Source organism: Variovorax sp. DAIF25 (assembly GCF_050711835.1).
Taxonomy (GTDB): Bacteria; Pseudomonadota; Gammaproteobacteria; order Burkholderiales; family Burkholderiaceae_C; genus Variovorax.
On the sequence record NZ_CP136636.1, the window covers coordinates 3,834,057 to 3,856,746 of the forward strand.

12 protein-coding genes are annotated in these 22,690 nt (G+C 72.3%); all 12 read left to right on the forward strand.

The window, feature by feature from the left end; translation table 11 throughout:
* Positions 1–36 precede the first annotated feature (36 nt).
* Positions 37–1,920 carry a DUF2341 domain-containing protein gene (locus R0232_RS17875; RefSeq protein WP_296787966.1) on the forward strand — a complete coding sequence of 628 codons (1,884 nt, stop codon included), beginning with the start codon at positions 37–39 and terminating at the stop codon, positions 1,918–1,920.
* Between the two features lie 10 nt (positions 1,921–1,930).
* Positions 1,931–2,341: an ExbD/TolR family protein gene (locus tag R0232_RS17880; protein WP_057590202.1), complete on the forward strand. Its 411-nt coding sequence runs from the start codon at positions 1,931–1,933 to the stop codon at positions 2,339–2,341.
* 10 nt (positions 2,342–2,351) lie between these two features.
* Complete coding sequence (locus R0232_RS17885; RefSeq protein ID WP_431508920.1) at positions 2,352–3,098, forward strand: energy transducer TonB family protein; 747 nt, start codon at positions 2,352–2,354, stop codon at positions 3,096–3,098.
* Positions 3,099–3,148: 50 nt separating this feature from the next.
* Entirely contained in the window at positions 3,149–4,948 is a 1,800-nt protein-coding gene (locus tag R0232_RS17890) for a putative porin (RefSeq protein WP_093342445.1), read from the forward strand.
* Between the two features lie 10 nt (positions 4,949–4,958).
* Complete coding sequence (locus R0232_RS17895) at positions 4,959–5,729, forward strand: hypothetical protein (RefSeq protein ID WP_296787973.1); 771 nt, start codon at positions 4,959–4,961, stop codon at positions 5,727–5,729.
* Between the two features lie 22 nt (positions 5,730–5,751).
* Entirely contained in the window at positions 5,752–6,693 is a 942-nt protein-coding gene (locus tag R0232_RS17900) for a peptidylprolyl isomerase (RefSeq protein ID WP_431508921.1), read from the forward strand.
* Between the two features lie 46 nt (positions 6,694–6,739).
* Positions 6,740–7,279 carry a YbjN domain-containing protein gene (locus tag R0232_RS17905; protein ID WP_431508922.1) on the forward strand — a complete coding sequence of 180 codons (540 nt, stop codon included), beginning with the start codon at positions 6,740–6,742 and terminating at the stop codon, positions 7,277–7,279.
* Positions 7,280–7,305: 26 nt separating this feature from the next.
* Positions 7,306–7,539 carry a hypothetical protein gene (locus R0232_RS17910; protein WP_093341882.1) on the forward strand — a complete coding sequence of 78 codons (234 nt, stop codon included), beginning with the start codon at positions 7,306–7,308 and terminating at the stop codon, positions 7,537–7,539.
* Positions 7,540–7,770: 231 nt separating this feature from the next.
* Positions 7,771–8,367, forward strand: coding sequence for a secretin and TonB N-terminal domain-containing protein (locus R0232_RS17915; protein ID WP_431508923.1), 597 nt, complete (start codon positions 7,771–7,773; stop codon positions 8,365–8,367).
* Positions 8,364–8,882: an RNA polymerase sigma factor gene (locus tag R0232_RS17920; RefSeq protein ID WP_431508924.1), complete on the forward strand. Its 519-nt coding sequence runs from the start codon at positions 8,364–8,366 to the stop codon at positions 8,880–8,882. The genes R0232_RS17915 and R0232_RS17920 overlap by 4 nt, the downstream gene beginning before the upstream one ends.
* 112 nt (positions 8,883–8,994) lie before the next feature.
* A complete protein-coding gene (locus R0232_RS17925; protein ID WP_431508925.1) occupies positions 8,995–10,005 on the forward strand; it encodes a FecR family protein in 1,011 nt (336 codons plus the stop codon).
* Positions 10,006–10,127: 122 nt separating this feature from the next.
* Positions 10,128–22,676: a filamentous haemagglutinin family protein gene (locus tag R0232_RS17930; protein ID WP_431508926.1), complete on the forward strand. Its 12,549-nt coding sequence runs from the start codon at positions 10,128–10,130 to the stop codon at positions 22,674–22,676.
* The last annotated feature ends 14 nt before the right edge of the window (positions 22,677–22,690 follow it).

The following is a 22,690-nucleotide window of genomic DNA, read 5'->3' on the forward strand; positions in this document are numbered from 1 at the left end:
AATTTTTTTCCACGAGCTTTCCGGAGAACCCCTGTCATGCGACGCTTTCTTTTCCTCGCGCTCACGCTGTTGAGCACGCTCCTGCCGGGCCTGGCCCATGCATGGTGGCAGCCCGAATGGGCCTATCGCAAGCCGATCACCGTGGACGGCGGCCCGCAGGCCGGCGCCATCGGCAGCGACGCCGGCCGCGTGCCGGTGCTGGTGCGCCTGCACACGGGCAACTTCAAGTTCGAAGGCGTGAGCGAGACCGGTGCCGACCTGCGCTTCGTGGCCGGCGACGACAAGACCGTGCTCAACCACCAGATCGAGCAGTTCGATCCGCTGCTGGGCATCGCGCTGGTCTGGGTCGACGTGCCCAACGTCTCGGCCGGCACGCCGCAGAAGCTCTGGATGTACTACGGCAACCCCAAGGCCCCGGCCTCGGGCAACGGCCAGCGCAGCTTCGATCCCGACTACACGCTGGTCTACCACTTCGCCGAAGGCGCGGTGCCGCCGCGCGACACGACCGCCTACGGCAACAACGGCCAGACCCCGACCGTGCCGGCCGAAGGCACGGTGATCGGCAAGGGCGCGCAGTTCGCCGGTGCGCCGCTGATGCTGCCCGCCACGCCCTCGCTGGCACTGGCCGCCGGTTCCAGTTTCACCTTCTCCGCCTGGGTGCGGCCCGACCAACTCGGCGCGCGCCAGGTGATCTATGCGCGCCGCGACGGCGCGGGCGAACTGCTGGTCGGCATCGACCAGGGCGTGCCCTTCGTGCAGGTCAACGGCCAGCGCAGCACCCCGGCGCAGCCGGTGCAGGCCGGCCAGTGGTCGCACATCGCGGTCAAGGCCGAGGGCGACAGCGTCGCGCTGTACGTCGGTGGCCGCCCCGCGGTGTCGCTGGCCGCGCGCCTGCCGGCGCTCAACACGGCCGCCGCGCTCGGCGCCGACGTGGCCGCCACGCCGGTCGCACCGGCCGCCGGCCAGAACGCTCCCGCACCCGCCGCCTGGGCGCCGTTCACCGGCGCGATCGACGAAGTGCGCCTGTCGAAGGTCGCTCGCGGCGATGCGCTGCTGCTGGCCGACGCCGTCTCGCAAGGCGCCGAATCGCGCCTCACGGCCTTCGGTGCCGACGAGCAGCAGGCCGGCAAGAGCCACTTCGGCTTCATCCTGGCCGCGATGCCGCTGGACGCCTGGATCGTCGTCGGCCTGCTGGGCCTGATGATGGTGCTGTCGTGGGCCATCATGATTGGCAAGGGCCGCAGCTACGGCGCCACCTCGCGCGCCAATGCCCGCTTCATCGAGCACTTCCGCGAAGCCGCCGGCGCCCCGCTGGACCGCCTCGCGATCAGCAACACCGTGTCGCAGGAAGTCCGCGACGACTCCTCGCTGTGGCGCCTCTACCAGGTGGCGATCGAAGAGATGCGCCGTCGCCACGAACGCGGCTATGACCTGAGCGCCGTGTCGAGCGCGACCATCGGTGCCATCCGCGCCGCCATGGACGGCGTGATGGTGCGCGAGACCGAGCGCATGTCCAAGCGCATGAACTGGCTCTCGACCACCATCGAAGGCGCGCCCTACGTCGGCCTGTTCGGCACCGTGATCGGCATCATGCTGGTGTTCGTGGTGGCGGCGATGGCCGGTGCCGTGGACATCAACTCGGTGGCACCGGGCATGGCGGCCGCGCTGCTGTGTACCGCCGCCGGCCTGGGCGTCGCGATCCCCGCGCTGTTCGGCTACAACTGGCTGGCCTCGCGCTCGGACGCCATCGGCGCCGACATGGCGGTGTTCGTCGACGAGTTCGTGACGCGCCTGGCCGAAGAGCAGGGCGAGGGCAGGTCGGTGCCCGCGGCCGTCGCGGCCCAGGGCGGCGCGCGCCGCACGGCCGACGACAACGCGGCACGTGGCGGCTGGACCTCGCCGGCACAGGTTCCGGCCTGAGGCGACGCACATGCCCAACGCAGCCAAGTTCGCCGTGCGCAAGCGCACCGGCGGCATCAACATCACGCCGTTCGTGGACGTGCTGCTGGTCGTGCTGGTGATCTTCATCCTCACCAGCAACGCCAGCATCCCGGGCATCAAGGTCGACCTGCCGAAGGCCAGTTCCTCGGTGGCGCTGGAGAAGCCCAAGACCAAGGCCATCACGATCGACAACGCGGGCAACGTGTTCCTCGACGCCTACCCGGTGTCGCTGCCGGAGCTCGAGGAGCGCCTGCGCACCGAGAAGGCCCTGTCGCCCGACTTCCCCGTCATCGTGCGCGGCGATTCGAGCGTGCAGTACGCCAAGGTGGTCGACGTGCTGGACCTGCTGCGCCGCATCGAGCTGAACCAGATCGGCCTCGTGACCGGCAAGCAGAAGTGAGGACCGGCGCGTGAAACCTCGCGATCCGACTTTCGCCTTCGTGGGCCGCGCCGCGGCCGGCGGCGGCGCGCCTGCCGACGCGCACACGCTGTGGCGCCGCTGGGGCGGCTGGGCCATCGGCACGGTGCTGCTGGCGCTGCTGGCGGCGCTCGTGTGGTATCTGCTGGCCGACACCGCGAGCCAGAAGCGCGTGGTGGCCGACGCTCCCACGCTGATGCTGCCGCCGCCACCGCCCCCGCCGCCCGAACCCGAGAAGCTGCCCGAGCCCGAGCCGGAAAAGATCAAGCCGGTGACCGAGCCCGAGCCCAAGCCGATCGAGCCGCTGGAGCCGCCGAAGGACGACACCCCGCCCAGTCCCAACAAGGACCTCGGCGACCCCGTGACCATGGACAGCGCCGCGCAGGCGGGCAGCGATGCCTTCGGCATCCAGGCCGGCAGCGGCGGCGGCATGAGCGGCACCGGTGCCGGCGGCGGCCTGGGCAGCGGCTCGTTCTCGCGCTATGCCGCGAGCGTGCTGCAGCAGGCGCTGCTGCGCGACCCGCGCACCCGCAACCTGGGCTTCGACGACATCCAGATCGACATCTGGCTCGACGCCGAGGGCCGGACCACGCGGGCGCAACTGGTGCGCGGCACCGGCACCACCGACATCGACGAAGCGGTGCTGGCGATGGTGCGCGGCCTCGAGCGCTTCGACGAGAAGCCACCGGCCTCGCTGCGCTTCCCGATGCGCGTGTCCATGAAGGGGCGCCGGCAGTGACGCACGCCGAAGCCCCGCCCATCCCCCCATTCAATCCTGTGAACGAAGCGATGAACCCCTCCAAATATTCCCCAGCCCGACGCCTCGCGCCGGCCCTGCGCCAGGGCGCGCTGGCCGCCGCCGTGGCCGCGGCCTTCGCGCTGGCCGCGGGCGGCGCGGCCGCCCAGTCGGCCCCGGCCGGACCGGCCGGCGAGACCGCCATGGTCAAGCTGATCCGCGGCCTGATCCAGAGCGGCACGCTCGCCAAGGACGTGGGCGAGGCGCTGCTGGCGCAGGCCCAGGCCGAAGCCATGGCCTCGCAGCAGGCCCAGCAGCGGCTGGCCGCCGTGTCGGCCGGTGCCGTGGCCGGCGCCAGCGCCGGTGGCCTGCGGCTCGAGCCGGGCGACGTGCGCGTGCCCTACATCTCGCAGACCGTGCGCGACCAGATCCGCGACGAGGTCAAGGCCCAGGTCATGGCGCAGGCCAAGGACGAAGGCTGGGCCGCGCCCAACGAAACGCCCGAGTGGAGCAAGCGCATCCGCTTCGAAGGCGACGTGCGCGTGCGCAACGAGTCGCGCAGCTATGCGGGCAACAACAGCAACATCGAGATCAACTGGCCCGACCTCAACAAGAGCAGCGGCTACGACGTCAACCCCAACACCAACCTCGCGCTGCCCTCGCTGCTCAATACGCGCCAGGACCGGCGCAACCTGTTCCGCGCCCGAGCCCGCGTGGGCATCTTCGCGGACCTCAGCGAGAACACCAAGGCCGGCGTGCGCCTGGCCTCGGGCAGCGACGACAACCCGGTCTCGACCACCCAGACCCTGGGCGGCGGCCTGAGCAAGAAGAGCGTCTGGCTCGACCAGATGTGGATCTCGCACAAGCCGGTCGACTGGCTCACCGTCACGGGCGGCCGCTTCGGCAACCCCTTCATGTCGACCGACACGCTGTTCTCGAGCGACCTCAACTTCGACGGCATCGCGTTCCAGTTCGACAAGGCGCTGGCCAGCAACAAGGACCTGTCGCTGTTCGGCACGGTGGGCCTGATCCCGCTCGAGTACTCCTCGGACAACGCGCCCAGCCGCAGCCAGGACAAGGCCAAGAGCGAGAACAAGTGGCTGTTCGGCGCGCAGGTCGGCGCCGACTGGAAGATCGACGACGACAACCGCCTGCGCGGCGCGCTCGCGTACTACAACTTCCGCAACATCAGCGGCAAGGTCTCCGAGCCCTGCGCGCTGTACGCGGGCGCCGACGGCTGCAGCACCGACTGGTCGCGCCCGGCCTTCATGCAGAAGGGCAACACGCTCATGCTGCTGCGCGACATCTCGCTCGACCCGCTCAACCCGGCCGGCACGCCGCAGCCGCAGTACGTGGGCCTGGCCTCGAAGTTCCGCCTGGTCGACCTGAACATGCGCTGGGACACCAAGGTCGCGGGCAACAACCTGCGCCTGGACGCCAACTTCATCCGCAACACCGCCTACGACGCCAACGACATCTGGCGCCGCGCGGGCATCCGCGGCGCCATCGTCAACAACTTCGGCAACACCGGCGGCACCACCCAGGCCGACTACAAGAGCGGCGGCAACGCCTTCATGCTGCAGGCCACCTACGGCCGCCCGGCACCGGCCGCGCGCGGCGACTGGAACGTGCTCGCGGGCTACAAGCGCATCGAACCCGATGCGCTGCCGGACGGCTACAACGACTCGACCTTCCATGGCGGCGGCACCAATGCACGCGGCTACTTCCTCGGCGGTTCGTACGCGTTCGACAAGAACCTCTGGTTCACCGGCCGCTGGATCTCGACCAAGGAGGTCTATGGTCCGCCGCTGTCGATCGACACGCTGCAGCTCGAACTCAATGCGCGCTTCTGAGGACGTCGCCGTGGCCCGATCCCATTTCAAGACCCCAGCGCTCGTCCTGGCGCTCGCCTTCGCCGGTCTGGCCGGCCTGGCCGGCGGCGCGCACGCCCAGGGCGCGCCGGCCGCGGCCGGCGCGCAGAGCATGGAAGAGCGGCTGCGTGCGCAGCTGCGCATCACCACCTCGCAACTGCAGCAGGCGCAGAACGAGCTGGCCGCGCTCAAGGCCGGCAAGCCCGTCGCCGCGGCACCGGGCGCAGCCGCGCCCGCGCCGGCGGCCGAAGTCGAGGCGCTGCGCAAGGACCTCGCGCGCGCCCAGTCCCAGCTCGCCGGCGAGCGCCAGGCGCGCGAGCAGGCCAGTGCCGGCGTCGAGCAGATCCGCCAGCAGGCGCAGGCCGCGGCCGAGAAGTCCGGCGGCCAGATCGCGCAGTTCCGCAGCGCCTACGAGGAGTTGCTGCGCACCGCTCGTGCTTCCGAAGCCGAGCGCCAGCGCCTCGTGGCCGAGACCGGCACGCAGCGCACCGCGCTCACCCAGTGCGAGGCGAAGAACACCCAGCTCTATGCCGTGGGCCAGGAGGTGCTGCGCGCCTACGAGACCATGGACATGGGCAGCGTGTTCGCCGCGCGCCAGCCGTTCGCGGCCCAGAGCCGCGTGAAGTTCGAGCAGATCGCGCAGCAGTACGGCGACAAGCTGTACGAAGGCCGCTTCGACGCGCGCGCCGTCAATGCACCCAAGCCGGCCGAGGCCGCGGCCACGCCGCCGGCCGCCGCCGCCTCGGCACCCGCCGCGAAGTGAGCGGCCAGAAGGAACCCAGCCCATGAACCCGAAGAAACCCCTTGCTCCCGCGCGCCTGCGCACGCTGGCCGCGCTGCTGCTGGCCTCGTCGGCCTGCCTCGGCGCCGCGGCGCAGCAGATCGCCGCGCCCACGGGCGCGCCGGTGGTCGCCCGCCTGGGCGAGCTCACCGTGCGCCAGGACGAGGTCGAGAAGCTGCTGCAGGCCTTGCCCGATGCCGAGCGCGCGGCCGTCAAGGACAACCGCGCCAGCGTCGAGGGCTGGCTGCGCCAGCGGCTGCTCGGCGAGGCGCTGCTGAAGGAGGCACGCGACAAGGGCTTCACCGACAAGCCCGAGGTCAAGGCCAAGATCGACGCCGCGGTGCGCGAGCTCACGGCCCGCATCGTGACCACCGGCTACCTCGAGTCGGTGAGCCAGGTGCCGGCGGGCTATCCGTCGGATGCCGAACTCGCTGCCGCCTACGAGCAGGGCAAGGCCGGCTTCAACCTGCCGGCCACCTACCGCGTGGCACAGATCTTCCTCGCCACCCCCGACACCGCACCCGCGGCCGTCGCCAAGGTGCGCGAGGAAGCCCAGAAGCTGGCGCGCGAGGCGCGCGGCACCGACTTCGCGGCGCTCGCGCGCGCGAAGTCGCAGGACAAGAGCAGCGCCGAGCGCGGCGGCGAGGTCGGCAACCTGCCGCTCGCGCGCATGCTGCCCGAGGTGCGCGATGCCGTCGGCAAGCTCAAGGCCGGCCAGGTCGGCGACCCGGTGCAATCGGCCGCCGGCTTCCATGTCGTGAAGCTGCTCGAGAGCCAGCCCGCGCGCACCGCCACGCTCGACGAGATGCGCCCGCAGCTGCAGGCCGCGCTGCGCCAGCAGCGCCAGCAGCAGTTGATCCAGGCCCACCTGGCGCAGCTCGCGCCGGCCACGCAACTGAGCATCGATGCCGCCGCGCTCGACGCCGCGCTGCGCAAGACCAACTGAACCGCCTTCCACAACCAACAACCACCATCCACAGACAGGGAACCTCATGACGAACACCCCGACCGACACCACCGCAGCCGCCACGCCCGCCGAGGCCCTCGACCTGCTCGACGCGGTCACGCCCGAACAGGTCTCCGACGCCATCAAGGCCGCCGGCGCCGCCGTCTCCACCATCGAGCAGGACGGCGTGGTCCGCCTGCACAGCGCCAGCCACGGCATCGGCTTCCAGGTGCTGTGGGGCAATCCCGTCACCACCACCCAGTACACCGACTTCACCTTCAGCTGCCCGCTGCACGTGCAGGGCGGCACGCTGCCCGAGGCCGTGCTGGCCGCCTGGCACCGCAGCAAGCGCTTCGCGCGCGTCGCGCAGCACGGCGACTTCGTGGTGCTCGAGATGGACGTGGTGGTCGCCGGCGGCGTGACGCCCGCGCACCTCGCGTTCAGCGCCCGCCTGTGGATGCAGATGATGGGCGAGTTCTTCCTGCACCTGCGCAACTACGGCCCGGCCGCCGCCACGCGCGGCGATGCCGCCAACGGCGCAGCGCCGGCCGCTGGTGCCGCCGACCGGGTCGAAGCCGCCGCCTGAGCGCGCGCCGAACGCATCCCAGCGCGATGCCCGACAGCCTTCGTTCCGGGGAGTCCTTCGACGGCCACGACTCGCCGACGCTGCGCGCGATCCACGCCACCGCGCGCCAGGTGCAGCGCGCGCGGCGCGCGGAGACCGTGCGGCTGCGGCAGCGCGAGGCGCTGCTCGACATGCTCGCGCGCGTCATGGCCGACCTGCACATCACCAACGCCGAGCTCAACGCGGCGCGGCGCGCGCTCGCGCCGACGCGGCCGAAGTGAAACGCACGGCGCGCGTCACGCCGCCGTCAAACTTTCTGCCTAGCATCGCCGCCGAACAACGGCCGCGCCGCGGTGCCGCCGCTTCGCTCCCTTCCTCCGAAATGGCATGAGCATGTCCCGCGTATGGCAACCACGGTCCCGTCGGCCGGTGCGCTCGCACTGGCGGGGTGCATGGCGTTCCTGAACCCGATCGCCGCCGCAGAACCTGCGTTGCCATCCGCTCCCTCGACGATGCCGTCCGCCGGACTGCTGCGCTTCGACCTGCGCGTGCAGCCGCTGCAGGGCGCGCTCGATGCCTATGGCGCGCTCACCGGGCGCTCGGGCTTCTACACGGCCGAGTCGATCGCGGGACGCAGCAGCGCGGCGGTGCAGGGCCGCTACACGCCCGAGGTGGCGCTGCAGCGGCTGCTCGAGGGCACCGGCCTCGCGGTCCACTACACGGCGCCCGATGCCTTCGTGCTCGAACCCGGCGCGCCGGCAACCGCTGAAGCACCGGCCGAGGCGGCGCGCGCACCGGGGCCCGACGACGGGCTGGTGCAGGCACGCGTCAACGAGGCCTTCTGCGGCGACCCGCGACTGGCCGCGGGCGATTTCCGCGCGGCGCTGCGTTTCGGCCTCGATGCGCAGGGCCGCGTGGTGCGCCCGCTGCTGCTCGGTTCCACCGGCGATGCCGCGCGCGACCGCGCGGTGCTCGCGGCGCTCGCCGATGTGCAGCTGGGCCGGCCGCCGCTGGCCGGCGCCGAGCAGCCGCCCTACGTGATGCTGATCGCGCCGCGCGCGGAGGGCGGTGGCTGGCACTGCGATGCGCGCATGGGGGCGGCACGGTGAGCGGTTCCAGCTTCGGCATGCTGCGCGACTACCTGGTGGGCCGCTACGACGACCTCAAGCGCCGGCTCACGCTGCAGCTCGGCAGTGCCGACCTCGCGGGCGATGCGCTGCAGGACACCTGGCTGCGGCTGCAGGCCGGCGCCACCGAGGCGCAGGACCCGCGCGAGCCCGTGCAGTACCCGCTGAGCTACCTGATGCGCATGGCCACCAACGTGGCGCTCGACCGCATCCGGGCCGAGGCGCGCTTCATGAACGGCGAGGAGGTCGAGCAGGTGTTCGCCGAGCTCAGCGACCCCGCGCCCGGCCCGGCGCAGGAGGCGCTGGGGCGCTCGGAGCTCGCGCGGCTGGCCGCGATCATCGAGGAGATGCCGCCGCGCCGGCGCCACGTGCTGATCCTGGTGCGCGTCGACGAGATGCCGCGCCAGGAGGTGGCCGACCGGCTCGGCGTGTCGCTGAGCCTGGTCGACCGCGAACTGCGGCGCGCGCACGAGTACATCGTGGAGCGCACGCGATGAAATTCCTCACTGCCGCCGTGCAGTTCCGGGCCGCGACAAACGTCTGGAAGAAGAGGGCGCCGCGCACAGGCGCGCCGCGGCCCGGTGTTGGTTCCTTGCGAGGCCGTTGAACGTGTCCGATTCGTCCCCCATGCCGCCGCGCGATGCCGAGGCCCTCGAGCGCCAGGCCCATGCCTGGGTGCAGCGCCTGGCCTCGGGCAGCGCGCGGGCCCGCGATGCGCGCGCGCTCAAGCGCTGGTGCGCGCTCAGCGAAGCCCATGCCCAGGCCTTCGGCCGCGCCCACCGGCTGTGGCGCGACATGGCCGGCGCGGCCGCGCTGGCCGGTGCCGACGATCCCGCGCTCGCGGCCTTCCGCGCCGCGCCGCGGCCGGCGGCGCAGGCCGTGCGCACGCTGCCGCGCCGCGCCTTCCTGGGCGCTGGCATCGCCACCGCGGCGGTCGCGGCCGGCGTGGTCGTCATGCATCCGCCGCTGGGCCTGTGGCCCGCGCCCGAGAGCTGGCAGGCCGACTACCGCACCGGCACCGGCGAGCAGCGCAGCCTCGCGCTCGCGCCCGACCTCACGGTCGAGATGAACACGCGCAGCAGCATCGCGCTGCAGGCCGCGCAGGGCGAGACCGCCGGCATCGAGCTGATCGGCGGCGAGGTCGCGGTCGATGCCACGCGGCGCGGCCGGCCCTTCACCGTGAGCGCGGCGCTCGGGCGCATCGAGGCCGTCGACGCACGCTTCGAGGTGCGCCACACCGATGCGCGCAGCGTCTGCGTGCGCTGCCTCGAAGGCCAGGTGCGCGTGACGCTCGGCGCCGAGTCGCTCGCGCTGCGCGCCGCGCAGGAACTGGTGTACGAGGGCCGCCAGCCGCAGCCGGTGCGCAGCATCGAGGCCGGCGAGCGTTCCGATTGGCGCGAGGGCGTGCTGCGCTTCCAGCGCACCGCGCTCGCGCAGGTGGTCGACGAGATCAACCGCTACCGGCCGGGCCGCGTGATGCTGCTGGGCAGCGGGCTCGCGGGCAAGCCCGTCAGCGGACGCTTTCACATCCACGACCTCGACAAGGCGCTGGCGCAGATCCAGCGGCTGTTCCGGCTCGAGCTCACGGCCTTGCCGGGCGGCATCGTGATCCTTCACTGAGGCGGCGTTCTTCGCCGCCGATGCGAGGCGAGGTGTACAGCTTTCGACGTCGGCATTCGTCTATGGGCAAAGCCATCGCATGGCTTCCTGTCCATTCGAAACGCCACTGAAAGATTCCTGTCATGCCGCCCCTCCATCCTGCCCCGGTGAAGCCCGCGTTCCCCGCACGCCCTGGCCGCCGCACCGGACCGCGACGCCTCGCACCCCTGGCCCATGCCGTCGCCGTCGTCCTCGCGGTCGGCGCGGCGGGCGCGGCGCATGCGCAGCAACGCGCATTCAGTGCCGGCTGGATGGCGCAGAAGAACATCGCGCAGGGACAGGCGATCGCCACCGGGCGCTTGCCCAATGGCCTGCCGGTGTCCTCGCTCAACACGCCGAGTGCGCAACAGCAGCAGGCGCGCGAGCAGTTGCAGCGTTCGATCGGCAATCTGAATCTCGCAGCACAGAGCATTGCAGCGCAGCAGGCTGCACAGGCTGCGGCACGTCAGGCGGCGCTGGACGATCCTTCGTCGGTGCCCGACGGCCTCGCGGACGGTGGTCTTCGTGTCGACACCAATTCGTTGACCGCTGGTTGGCTCAATGCCCAGGCCCCTGTGCAATCGCAAGGCGGTGATGGCCGCACCACGGTCACCATCCAGCAGACCGGCGATCGCGCGATCCTCAACTGGGAGAGCTTCAACGTCGGCAAGCGCACCACGGTCGATTTCAAACAGCAGGCCGACTGGGCCGTGCTCAACCGCGTCAACGATCCGCAGGCGCGGCCTTCGCAGATCCAGGGACAGATCAAGGCCGACGGCACGGTGCTGATCGCGAACCGCAACGGCATCGTGTTCAGTGGCTCGAGCCAGACCGACACGCGCAACCTCGTGGCCGCGGCCGCGAAGATCGGCGATGACCAGTTCAAGGCGCGCGGCATCTACAGCGCGCAGGAGAGCGGGGCCTACACGCCGAGCTTCACCGATGCCAACGGCAAGGTCGAGGTACAGGCCGGTGCGCGCATCAACACCGCGGTGCCGACGACCGTCACGCAAGGCGGTGGCTATGCGCTGTTGCTCGGCAAGGAGGTCAGCAACGCGGGCACCATCACCACGCCGCGTGGCCAGGTGCAGATGGCCGCGGGCGACTTCTTCATCGTGCGGCCCGGTCAGAGCACCACGGGCAACCAGTACGCGACCACGCGCGGCAACGAGGTCGCGCCGCAGTTCAATGCCGACAGCACGGCTTGTGCTGTCACCAACACCGGCCTGCTGCAGGCGCCCGAAGGCGATATCACGCTCGCGGGCCGCAAGGTGGTGCAGGACGGCGTGGCGATCGCCACGACGACGGTGGACACGCGCGGCACGATCCACCTGTTGAACTCGGCGAGCGACAAGCTCGGCAGCGTCACCGTCACCTCACGCGGTCTCAATGCGATCCTGCTCGATGACCAGAACGGCCGCACCGCGCTCGACAGCCAGCGCGATGCGCTGATCGCCGATTCGGCCGTGCAGGACCTGGCACGCCGCACCGCGGCCTCGGGCGGCTTCGACAACCTTGCGCGCCTCGACGACCGGCGCGACCAGTCGCGCATCGAGATCGTCTCGGGCGGCGGCGTGGTGTTCGAGGGTGGATCCACCACGCTGGCCACCGACGGCCAGATCGCGGTGGCCGCGAGCAATGGCCGCAGCACGGTGGCCAATGGCGCGCGGCTCGATGTCTCGGGCGCGGTCGGCGTGCAGGTCGCGATGTCCTCGAACAACGTCGAGATCAACATCCAGGGCAACGAGCAGCGCGATGCCCCGCTGAACCGCGACACCACGCTGCTCAACAACAGCAATGTGTGGATCGACCGGCGCAAGCTGCTGCGCGTGGCGGCCGGCGTGGGCGGCTACGACAAGGAGCGCTGGTACACGCCGGGCGGCCTGCTCGAGGTCGGCGGCTACCTGGGCCTGCAGGGCCACACGGTGGGCGAGTGGGGCGCGCAGGGCGGCAGCGTGGTGTTCGCGGGCAACGAGCTGGTCGCGCAGGCGGGCTCGAACATCAATCTTTCTGGCGGCACGCTGGACGTGCAGACCGGGATGATCAGGCAGAGCTGGCTCAAGGGAGCGGACGGCCGGCTCTATGAAGTGTCGAGCGCGCCCGCGGACGTGCAGTACACGGGCCTCTACAAGGGCTACGAAGACGCGCACAAGCGCTGGGGTGACAAGACCACGGGCTTCTTCTACAACCCGCTGATCGGGCCGCAGCAGCGGCTGGAGAACGGCTACACGGTGGGCCGCGATGCGGGGCAGTTGATCGTCTCGACCGGTGCGGCCGTGCTCGAGGGCGACCTGACGACGACGGTCTACCGCGGCCCGCGCCAGACGATCCAGCGCGATGGCGGCATCGACGGCTATGCGCAGTCGCACGATGCCGCGGCGCTCGCCGCGCAGTTGATCCTCGGCAACTACACGACCGTGTTCAACGCCGACAAGACCAACGGACCGCAGGGCGTGTTCCACAACTTCACGCCGAGCTTCGGCCAGGTCGTGTTCGGCACCGCGCAGCCGGCGCTGGGCGACGGCATCGCGCCCGACGGGCCGCTGCCGCAGGCGCTCGAGGACGTGCTCCATGTCGACAGCGACCGCGTCAACGGCTGGAAGCTGGGGCAACTGATGGCCGGCGGCACGCGCAGCCTGACGGTGGAGGCGGCGCTCGCGGTGGTGCCGGGCGGCAGCATCGCGCTGTATGCGCCGCAGGTGGAGATCAACGCCGATCTCGTGGCGCGCGGCGGCCAGATCGCGCTGGGCAACGTGCTGCCCTCGGTGGCCGGCCAGGGCACCACGATCAGCATCGCGCTGGCGCCCGCCGCGGGCCAGCGTGCGCGGACCACCGTGGCCGCGGGCGCCACGCTCGACGCGAGCGGCCTGTGGACCAACCTGCTGGCCGACCCGCGCGACGATGCGGGCCTGCCCTACGTGGACGGTGGCAGCGTGTCGATCCGCGGCACCGGCGACGTGACCCTGGCGCAGGGCGCGGCGATCGACGTGTCCTCGGGCGCGGCGCTGCTGCGCAACGGCGCCCTGCGCGGCGGCCATGGTGGCGACGTGACGCTGGCGGCCGGCTACGTGACCGACGCCAACTCGACCGCGACCGACCCCACCGCGCTGCTCACGCTGGCCGGCGAGCTGCGCGCCTTCGGCGTCAACGGCGGCGGCACGCTCGACGTGCGCTCGGGCACCGCCGTCGGCATCGGCGGCCAGGCGCTCGACACCGACGGCCTGCTCGCGGCCGGGCAGGCCGCGCCGGTCAACCTGCGGCTGCTGCAGGACTACCAGCTGGTCGCGGGCGACATCGCGCCGATCGATCTCACGGTGACGCTGACCCGCCGGCCGGCCGGCTACACCGTGACGGGCCAGCAGGTCGAGATCCGGATCCCGGGCAATGCGCCGCTGGTGCTGGAGGCGGACTGGGTGGTGCCGTTCAACCTCTTCGATTCGAATGGGGTCCTCCATCGCATCGGCAGCACCGTGCCCGCGGGCACCACGGTGACCCAGGGCTTCTTCCTGCCGGTGGGCGTCACCATTCCCGCCGACGTGTTCCCGGACGGGCTGCCGATCGTGCCGACGCTGGTGCGCTACAACGCCGGCAGCGTGCTCGACATGCCGTTCACGCTGGCGGCCGGCAGCTCGCTCGCCGCCGGCGCGGTGCTGGCGCGGTCGGTCGCCGTGGCACCCACGGGCACGCTGTCGCCCACGCTGTTCCAGACCGGCTTCTCGCACTACGTGGTGACGGCGGGCGACGGCCTCGTGGTGGTGCCGGGCACGCGCATCGAGGTCGCCATGCCGGTGCTGCGCACCGATGTCGACGGCCTGCAGGCGTTGCCCGGCGGCAGCCGGCTCGCCACCGCGCTGCCGGTGTGGACGCCGCCGCTCTACCAGGAGGATGCGCAGCACGCCCGGCTCGCGCAGCGCGGCGGCGCGAGCATCGAGTTCGACGCGGGCTCGAGGATCGCCGGCCCGGGCCTGCTCGCGCCGCTGACAGTGGGCACCGATGCGCACATCGCGGTCGATCCGGGCCAGGCCATCACGCTGTGGAGCAACGGCGGCCAGTTGACGGTGGACGGCCGGCTCGACGCCTGGGGCGGCGCCATCTCGATCGCCTCGCAGCCGACTTCCCAGTTCAGCTACCAGGCCTCGACCACGCGCTCGGTCTGGATCGGCGACAACGCGGTGCTCGACGCGGCCGCGCGCGCCTACGTGGCGCGCGATGCGCAGGGCCGCGCCTATGGCGTCGCGCCCGACGGCGGCTCGATCGAGCTCGGCCTGTCCGATTCCTTCCTCGTGATCCGACCGGGTGCCGTGCTCGACGCCTCGGGCGCCTATGCCGAGGTCGATGGTTCGGCCGGCAGCGCCGCCGGCGTGCCCGCGCGGCCGCTCGCGCTGGCCGGTGCGGGCGGCAGCATCGGTCTGCATTCGTACGTCGGCATGGTCATCGACGGCACGCTGGTCGCGCGCGCGGGCGGCGCCGGCGCGGCCGGCGGCTCGCTGACCTTGGAGATGGCCAACCGGCGCTACCTCGCGGGCGTGGAGAACCTCTCCGACGCGGTGCAGACGATGCACGACATCACGCTGACGCAGCACTACCGCCCCGGCGGCCTGGCCGACGGCCTCGCGCCGGGCCAGGCCGACGCGGGCCTGAAGTACGGCGCGGCGGTGCTGTCGGCGGACCGGGTGGGCGCGGGCGGCTTCGATGCGCTGACGCTGTCGGCGCACGACCTGCTGCTGTTCGACGGCGACATCGACCTCCAGCTCGGCCGCAGCCTCAACCTGCGCAACGGCTTCCTGACGGTGGCCGACGCAACGCCCGATGCGAAGGTGCGGCTGGCCGCGCCCTACATCCGGCTCGACGGCGGCAGCTGGGATGGCGCCTCGGGCTATTTCAGCCCCGGCATCATCATCGGCGGCCGGGCCGTGGGCCGCCCGGCGCACGGCGACAGCGCGCTGACGCTCGACGCGGGCCTGATCGACATCTACGGCCGCATGCAGTCGGGCGTCGTCGCCGGCTACGGCGACGGTTCCGTGACGCCGAGCGGCCCGAGCGCCAGCCGCACCGTCGAGGCCGACGGCTTCGCGGCCGTCACGCTGCGCAGCGAGGGCGACATCCGGCTCGGCAATGCCGCCTTCGTCGTCACCGGCGACCTGCTGATCGAGGCGGCGCAGCTCTATCCGGTGAGCGGGCAGCGCGGCGTGGTGATCGCGGGCCAGGCCAGCCTGCCGAATTCCTCCAATGTCTGGGACCAGGCGCGCAGCCTGGTGATCCGCTCGAACGGCCGCGCCGCGCCGGTGCCCGATTCGGTGTTCGGCCAGCTGGTGCTGATGGGCCCGACGCTGGACCAGGGCGGCGTGGTGCGCGCGCCGCTGGGCACGATCGGGCTCAACGACATCGGCGGCTCGCTCTACGGCCCGGCCTGGATGAACAGCGTCATCGCCAATCCCGAGGCGCTGCCCTGGATGAAGCTGGTGCTGCGCGACGGCAGCCTGAGCTCGGTGAGCGCCGCGGGCCTGACCATGCCCTACGGCGGCACGCAGGACGGCCTCACGTACCGCGGCACCGACGGCACGCTGTTCAGCCTCGGCGGCAATTTCACGCAGCGGCTCAATTCCAATTCGCCGAGCGATTCCTACGTGCTGGCGCAGGGCATCTCGATCGGCGGCGGCTCGGTGGTGGCCGAGCCGGGCTCGGTGCTCGATCTCTCGGGCGGCGGCGACCTGCGCGGCGCGGGCTTCATCACCGGCCGCGGCGGCTCGGTGGACGTGCTGACGACGGCGCTGGCGAATGCCAACCCTGCGGCCTATGCGCCCGCCGCGAAGGGCAGCGCGGTCTATGCGATCGTGCCCGGCTACGCCTCGGCCTACGCGCCGGTGGTGCGCGACAAGGGCGCCGGCGACCCGGCCGTGGGCCGGCAGATCACGGTCGGCGCGGGGGTGCCGGGCCTGCCCGCCGGCACCTACACGCTGCTGCCCGCCAGCTATGCGCTGATGCCGGGCGCCTTCCGCGTGGAGGTGGGGGCGCGCATGGGGGCCCTGTCGGGCAGCACGGCCGCCACCGGTGCGCTGGCGGATGGCAGCGGCTCGTGGGCCACCACCGGCACGCTGGGCATCGCCGGCACCGGCATCCGCGACAGCCTGCCGAGCCAGGTGCTGGTCACGCCGGGCCAGACGGTGCGGCGCTTCTCGCAATACAACGAGACCAGCTACGCCGACTTCGCAAAGGCGCAGGCGGCGCTGTTCGGCAACGTGCGGCCGCTGCTGCCGGTCGACGGCAAGGTGCTGCGCTTCAGCTTCGCCCAGAACGACGCGGTGGCACCGCTGCAGTTCGAGGGCCGGGCGCTGCTGGATGCCGCCCCGGGCGGCCTGCGCGGCCAGGTCAACCTGCTGGGCGACAAGCCCATCGACATCGTCGGCGGCACCGCGCAGCCCAAGGCCGGCGCCATCGAGGTGTCGGCCGACATGCTCAATGCCTTCCGCGCCGACACGCTGGCGATCGGCGGCATCTACACCTTCTTCAACGGCCAGGATTCGTCGGGCGACAGCGCGCGCGTGTACTTCTCGAACGGCCTGGGCGCGGGCCTGGTGAACGTGCGCAGCGGCGCGACCTTGCGCGCGGGCCAGATCTTCCTGATCGGCAACCAGGTCGAGGTCGAGGGCGGCGCGGTGCTCGACACGCGCGGCATGGGCCGGCCCGGCGTCGATTCCGACCTGGGCTTCCTCTATGCCAATGCACCCGGCGTGTCGAGCGCCCCGTACTCGCCGGCGGTGTTCGCCGTGAGCAACGGCTGGCTCGATTTCCTGCCCGCGCTCGGCACGGGCCGGATCACGGTGCGCGACGGCGCCACGGTGCTCAGCGAAGGCACCATCGCCTTCGCCGCGCCCGGCGGGCTGGCGCTGGGCGACGTGAACCTGGGCGCGCGCTATCTCACGGTGGCGCAGGACCAGATCAACATCGGCACCGCCGCCAGCCTCGCGGCCGCGCAGGCCGCCGGTGCCATGCAGCCGGGCTGGCAACTGACCCAGGGCACGCTCGACCGCCTGCTGCGCCCCTCGGCCAGCACCGGCGTGCCGGCGCTCGAGCGGCTGAGTCTCACGGCCGGCGGCGCCTTCAACTTCTACGGCGCGCTGACGCTGGACACCGGCGACTCGCCGGTGCAGCTGGTGTTCAACACGCCGGCCTTCTACGGCCTGGGCGGCGACGCCGACACGGTGCGCATCGCCACGCGCGACTTCGTCTGGAACGGCATCGCCACGGGCAACGGCACCACCACGCCGTACGCGGGCGCGGCCCCGGTGGCGGTGCAGCCCGGCGGTCCGGGCACGGGCAGCGGCACGCTGGTGATCGATGCGCGCACGGTGCAGTTCGGCTACGACGCATTGAGCCAGCCGCAGCGCCAGGCCGAACTCGAGCGCCTGGCGCTGGGCTTCGGCGCGGTGAAGATCCAGGCGAGCGACCGCGTCACGGCCAACAACAAGGCCGCGCTGCTGGTGGGGCGCTCGCGCGACGCGGACGGCACGCTGCAGGGCGGCTCGCTGTCGATCGTGACGCCGCTGCTCACGGGCCAGGCCGGCTCGGCGATGCGCTATGTGGCGGGCGGCGACATCGACGTCTCGGCCCCCGCGGGCGCCGCTGCACCAGACACCGCCGCCATCGCCGAACTCGGCGCCTCGCTGAGCCTGCAGGCCCGGCGCGTGTCGCTCGACACGACGGTGGCGCTGCCCAGCGGCGTGCTCCGGCTGCTGGCCGACGGCGACATCGCGCTGGGCGAGGGCGCGCGCATCGACCTGTCGGGCCGTGCCGTGCAGTTCTACGACATCACCAAGTACAGCTGGGGCGGTGCCGCGACGCTGACGAGCACCAGCGGCAATATCGCGCAGGCCGCGGGCTCGCGCATCGACGTGTCGGCCGCGCACGAGGACGCGGGGTCGCTGACGCTCGACGCCAGGGCGGGCACGGTGACGCTGGCCGGCGCGCTGTTCGGCGCGGGCGGCGGCGCCGGCTTCGACGACGGCAAGTTCGACCTGACGACGCGTGCCATCTCCGACGCCGACTTCGCGGCGCTCAATGCGCGCCTCAACGATGCCGCCTTCTTCGGCGCGCGCGGCTTCGTCGTGAAGCAGGGCGACCTGAACGTGGGCGACGGCGTGCGCGCGCGGCAGGTGAGCATCGCCACCGACGCGGGCCGCCTCACGGTCAACGGCACCATCGACGCCTCGGGCGCCACGCCCGGCAGCATCCGCCTGAACGCCAGCGGCGACCTCACGCTGGCGGCCGGCGCGGTGCTCGACACCCATGCCACCACGCTGGTCACCGACAGCTACGGCGTGCCCATCGATGCGTCGAACCGCGCGAAGATCGCGCTGGGCAGCACCGGCGGCACGGTGCGCCTCGAACCGGGCGCGACGCTGGACCTGCGCTCGCCCGACGGTATCGCGCGCGGCCATCTCGACATCGACGCGCCGCGCCTGGGCAGCACCGGCCCCAGCGCGACCGGTCCCGATGCGCCGGCCAACGCCACCGGCGGCGACATCGCGATCGCGGCCGCGGGCCCGCTGAACATCAAGGGCGCGCAGGCCATCGCGCTGAATGGCGTGGCGCGCTACACCAACGCGCGGCCCGACCCCGACGACGCCAGCGGCCAGATCGTCGACCAGGACTACCTCGACCGCATCGACAGCGACAGCCGTGCCTTCGACACCGCCGCGCGCGGCAACGCCGACCTGCGCGCGCGCATGGCCGGGCTCACGGCCTATGGCGAGGCCTTCCATCTGCGCCCCGGCGTGGAGATCGCCAGCGGCACGCCCACGGGCAACCTCACGGTCAAGGGCGACCTCGACCTGTCGGGCTACCGCTACGGCCCCGCGGCCGACCGCGACCCGGCCTCGGCGCGCTACGGCGCGGGCGAGCCGATGTCGCTGGCACTGCGCGCGGGCGGCGACCTGAACATCCACGGCAGCATCAACGACGGCTTCGCGCCGCCGCCGGCCACGCCCGACGACAACGGCTGGCAGACCCGCCTGCAGGTGCTGTTCACCAACCAGCCGGCGCCGAAGGACGTCACGGTCAGCGTGCCCTTCAACGCCACCTGGGGCGATTTCTGGTACGTGTTCCCCGGCATCTTCTCGGGCGACTACCCGGTCGTGGTGTCGGGCTCGATCAGCGACGACTACGGCACTTACGGACCGGGCGACACGATCTACAACGGCTTCCTGGCCGGCACCATCACGGTCGCGGCCGGCACGGTGCTGACCGCGGTCGCGCCGGGCGGCGCCGACATCCTGCTCAGCGGCCCGCGTGCCGAGCCCGGCCGCCTCTGGGCCGCGTCGCAGATGCTGGCCGCGGGCAGCCTGTCGGCCTCGATCCGGCTGGTGAGCGGCGCCGACCTCGGCGCCGCCGACACGCGCCGGCTGCAGGGTGCCGCGCAACTGGCCGGCCGCGGCAACCTGGTGCTCGACGACCTGCACCTGGCCGGCACGACCACCCAGTTCACCGTGCAGGCGCCGAGCGTGGTGCGCACCGGCACCGGCGACCTCGAGCTCTACGCCGGCGGCAGCTACCGGCAGGAGTCGCTGTTCGGCGTGTACACCGCGGGCACCTCGGTGGCCGGCACCGGCAACGACTCGGGCTACAACGCGCCGCGCGCCAGGCTGCCCGACGGCAGCGTGCTCGGCGCGGGCAACGCGGACTACGAGCGCACGCTGCCCGCGCAGCGCCTGTGGTTCACCGAGAACGGCGGCGACTTCACGCTCTCGGCGCAGGGCGACATCCTCGGCTACCTGCAGCCCGAGACCCTGTCGACCGGCGAATGGCTGTGGCGCCAGGGCGGCGCGGAGATCGGCGAGCGCACGGCCTGGGGCCTGAACTTCGGCAGCTATGCCATCGACGGCTGGCCGACCCTCGCGCAGCCGCGGCTGGGCTTCGGCGGTTTCGCCGGCATGGGCACGCTCGGCGGCGGCAATGCCAGCGTGCACGCGGGCGGCAACATCGGCACCACGGGCTCCTTCACGCGCGGCCTGCTGGTCGCGGTGGGCAGCACCGGCCGCGTCGCCGACGGCGGCGTGCTGGCGCAGACCGGCGGCGGCAATCTCGACGTCTCGGCCGGCGGGCAGATCCGCACCGGCCTGTATGCCAACCTGCGCGGCGACACGCGCATGGCCGCCGCCGACGTGGGCAGCGTGGTGCTCAAGAACTTCGCCACGCCCAACAGCCAGGACCCGCGCGCGGTCGATCCGCACACGCCCTACAGCGGGCAGCGCGACGGCGTCGTGAACTTCGCGCCGGGCGACGGCGTGCTGCGCATCGAGACGCTGGGCGACCTCGCGATCGGCGCGGTGGTGGATGCGGGCCGCGCGGGCGAGCGCGTCGAGACGCAGGCCAGCAACGGCAGCTTGAGCGGCCCGACCGCCAGCTGGTTCACGCTGTGGACCGACCGCACGGCGCTCGACCTGTTCTCCGCGGGCGGCAACGTCTCGCCCTTCGGCATGCCGAACATGGATCCCGCGACCAACATCCAGGACGTGAACAGCAGCACGAGCATCATGCCGGCCACGCTGAGCGCGGTGGCGGCCGGCGGCAGCATCTACTACGCGACCGAGAGCCCCGGTGCCGGCCAGATGATGCCGTCGCCGGTCGGCCACCTGGACCTGCTGGCGCGCGATCTCGTGAGCGGCGACGCGACCAATTCCGTCACCTTCGGGCACAACGCGATCGGGCCGCTGGGCACGGCGCTGTCGAGCATGGTCACGCCGCTGCGCCCGGGCTGGCGCATGCTGCGCGACAACCCCAACAACCCGCTGGCCGCCACCAATTACTGGAACGCCAGCAAGCTGCAGCAATACGAGTGGGACGCGATGTACCAGAACAGCTTCGCCGACTACATCCCCGCGCACACCGGCACCGGGGGCACGCTGTTCAACTTCGGGCTCAACACCGTGAGCGACGCCAGCATGGCCGGCACCGGCGTGGCCTCGCACATCTATGCGGTCGACGGCGACGTGCTGGCGGTGCAGATCGGCAGCCTGCAGAACGTGAGCCTGGGCAACGGCGAGGCGCCGATCCCGACCTACCTGGCCTCCAAGCCGCTGCGCATCCTGGCCGGCGGCGACATCGTCAACAGCAGCGGCCTGATCGTGCAGAGCGACCCGGCCGAGATCTCGATGATCGCGGCCGGCGGCGACATCCTCTACACCAACTTCGGCATCGCCGGCCCGGGCACGCTCGAGGTGTCGGCGGGCGGGCAGGTCTACCAGGGCAACCGCGCCAGCCTGACCAGCCTGGGCGCCATCGCGCTCGGCGACCGGCGCCCCGGTGCCGACATCGTGGTGCAGGCGGGCCTGGGCGTCGGCCCGCGCGGGCAGGGCGCGAGCGACTTCGCGGGCTTCGCCGCGCAGTACCTCGACCCGGCCCGCGCGATCGACCCCTCGGCGGCGCTGGCCGACCAGCCCGGCAAGGTGGTGAAGACCTACGACGCCGAGCTCGCGCAATGGCTGCGCGAACGCTTCGGCTACGCGGCTTCGTCGCCGGCCGATGCGCTGGCGCATTTCCAGGCGCTGCCGCCCGAGCAGCAGCGCGTGTTCGTGCGCGCGGTGTTCTATGCCGAGCTCACGGCCGGCGGGCGCGAGTACAACGACCCCGACAGCAAGCGCTACGGCAGCTACCTGCGCGGGCGCAACGCGATCGCGGCGCTGTTCCCCGAACGCGACGCGAACGGGCAGCCGATCGCGCGCGCGGGCGGCCTCACGCTCTACCAGGGCAGCAACGGCAACGCCGGCATCCGCACCGTGGTGGGCGGCGACATCCAGACCCTGACGCCCGGCGGCAGCACCATCGTCGGCGTGGAGGGCGTGACGCCGGCGAGCGTGGGAAGCGTGAGTCCAGCGGGCCTCATCACCCAGGGCGAGGGCAGCATCGACATCTACAGCCAGGGCAGCATCCTGCTGGGCCTGTCGCGCATCATGACCACCTTCGGCGGCGACATCCTCGGCTGGTCGGCCACGGGCGACATCAATGCCGGGCGCGGTTCGAAGACCACGCTGGTCTACACGCCGCCCAAGCGCGAGTACGACACGCTGGGCAACGTGAAGCTGTCGCCGAACGTGCCGAGCACCGGCGCGGGGATCGCGACGCTCGATCCGATTCCGGAAGTGCCGCCGGGGGACGTGGACCTGATCGCGCCTCTCGGGACCATCGACGCGGGCGAGGCAGGGATTCGCGTGTCGGGCAACGTCAACCTCGCGGCCTTGCAGGTGGTCAATGCGGCCAACATCCAGGTCAAGGGCGAGTCGGCCGGGCTGCCGGTGGTGGCCTCGGTGAACGTCGGCGTGCTCACGAATGCGAGTGCCGCGGCCGCGCAGGCCACGATGGCGGCGCAGGACGTGATGCAGCGCGAACGCGCGAGCGCACGCCAGGCCTTGCCCTCGGTATTCACCGTGCGCGTGCTGGGCTTCGGCGACGAGGCGCCGGCGCCCGCGCCGGCACCGTCCGGCGGTGCCACGGGCGCACCGGCGGCACCCGCGCAGCGCAGCGTGCGCTACGACCCGGCCAGTCCGTTCCAGATGCTGGGGCAGGGCGCGCTCGACGCCGCCCAGCTCGCGAAGCTCACGCCCACCGAGCGCGCGCGGCTGGCCGAACTCGGCGGCGCCGGCGCGCGCGGCCGCTAGGCGCGGGAAGAGTT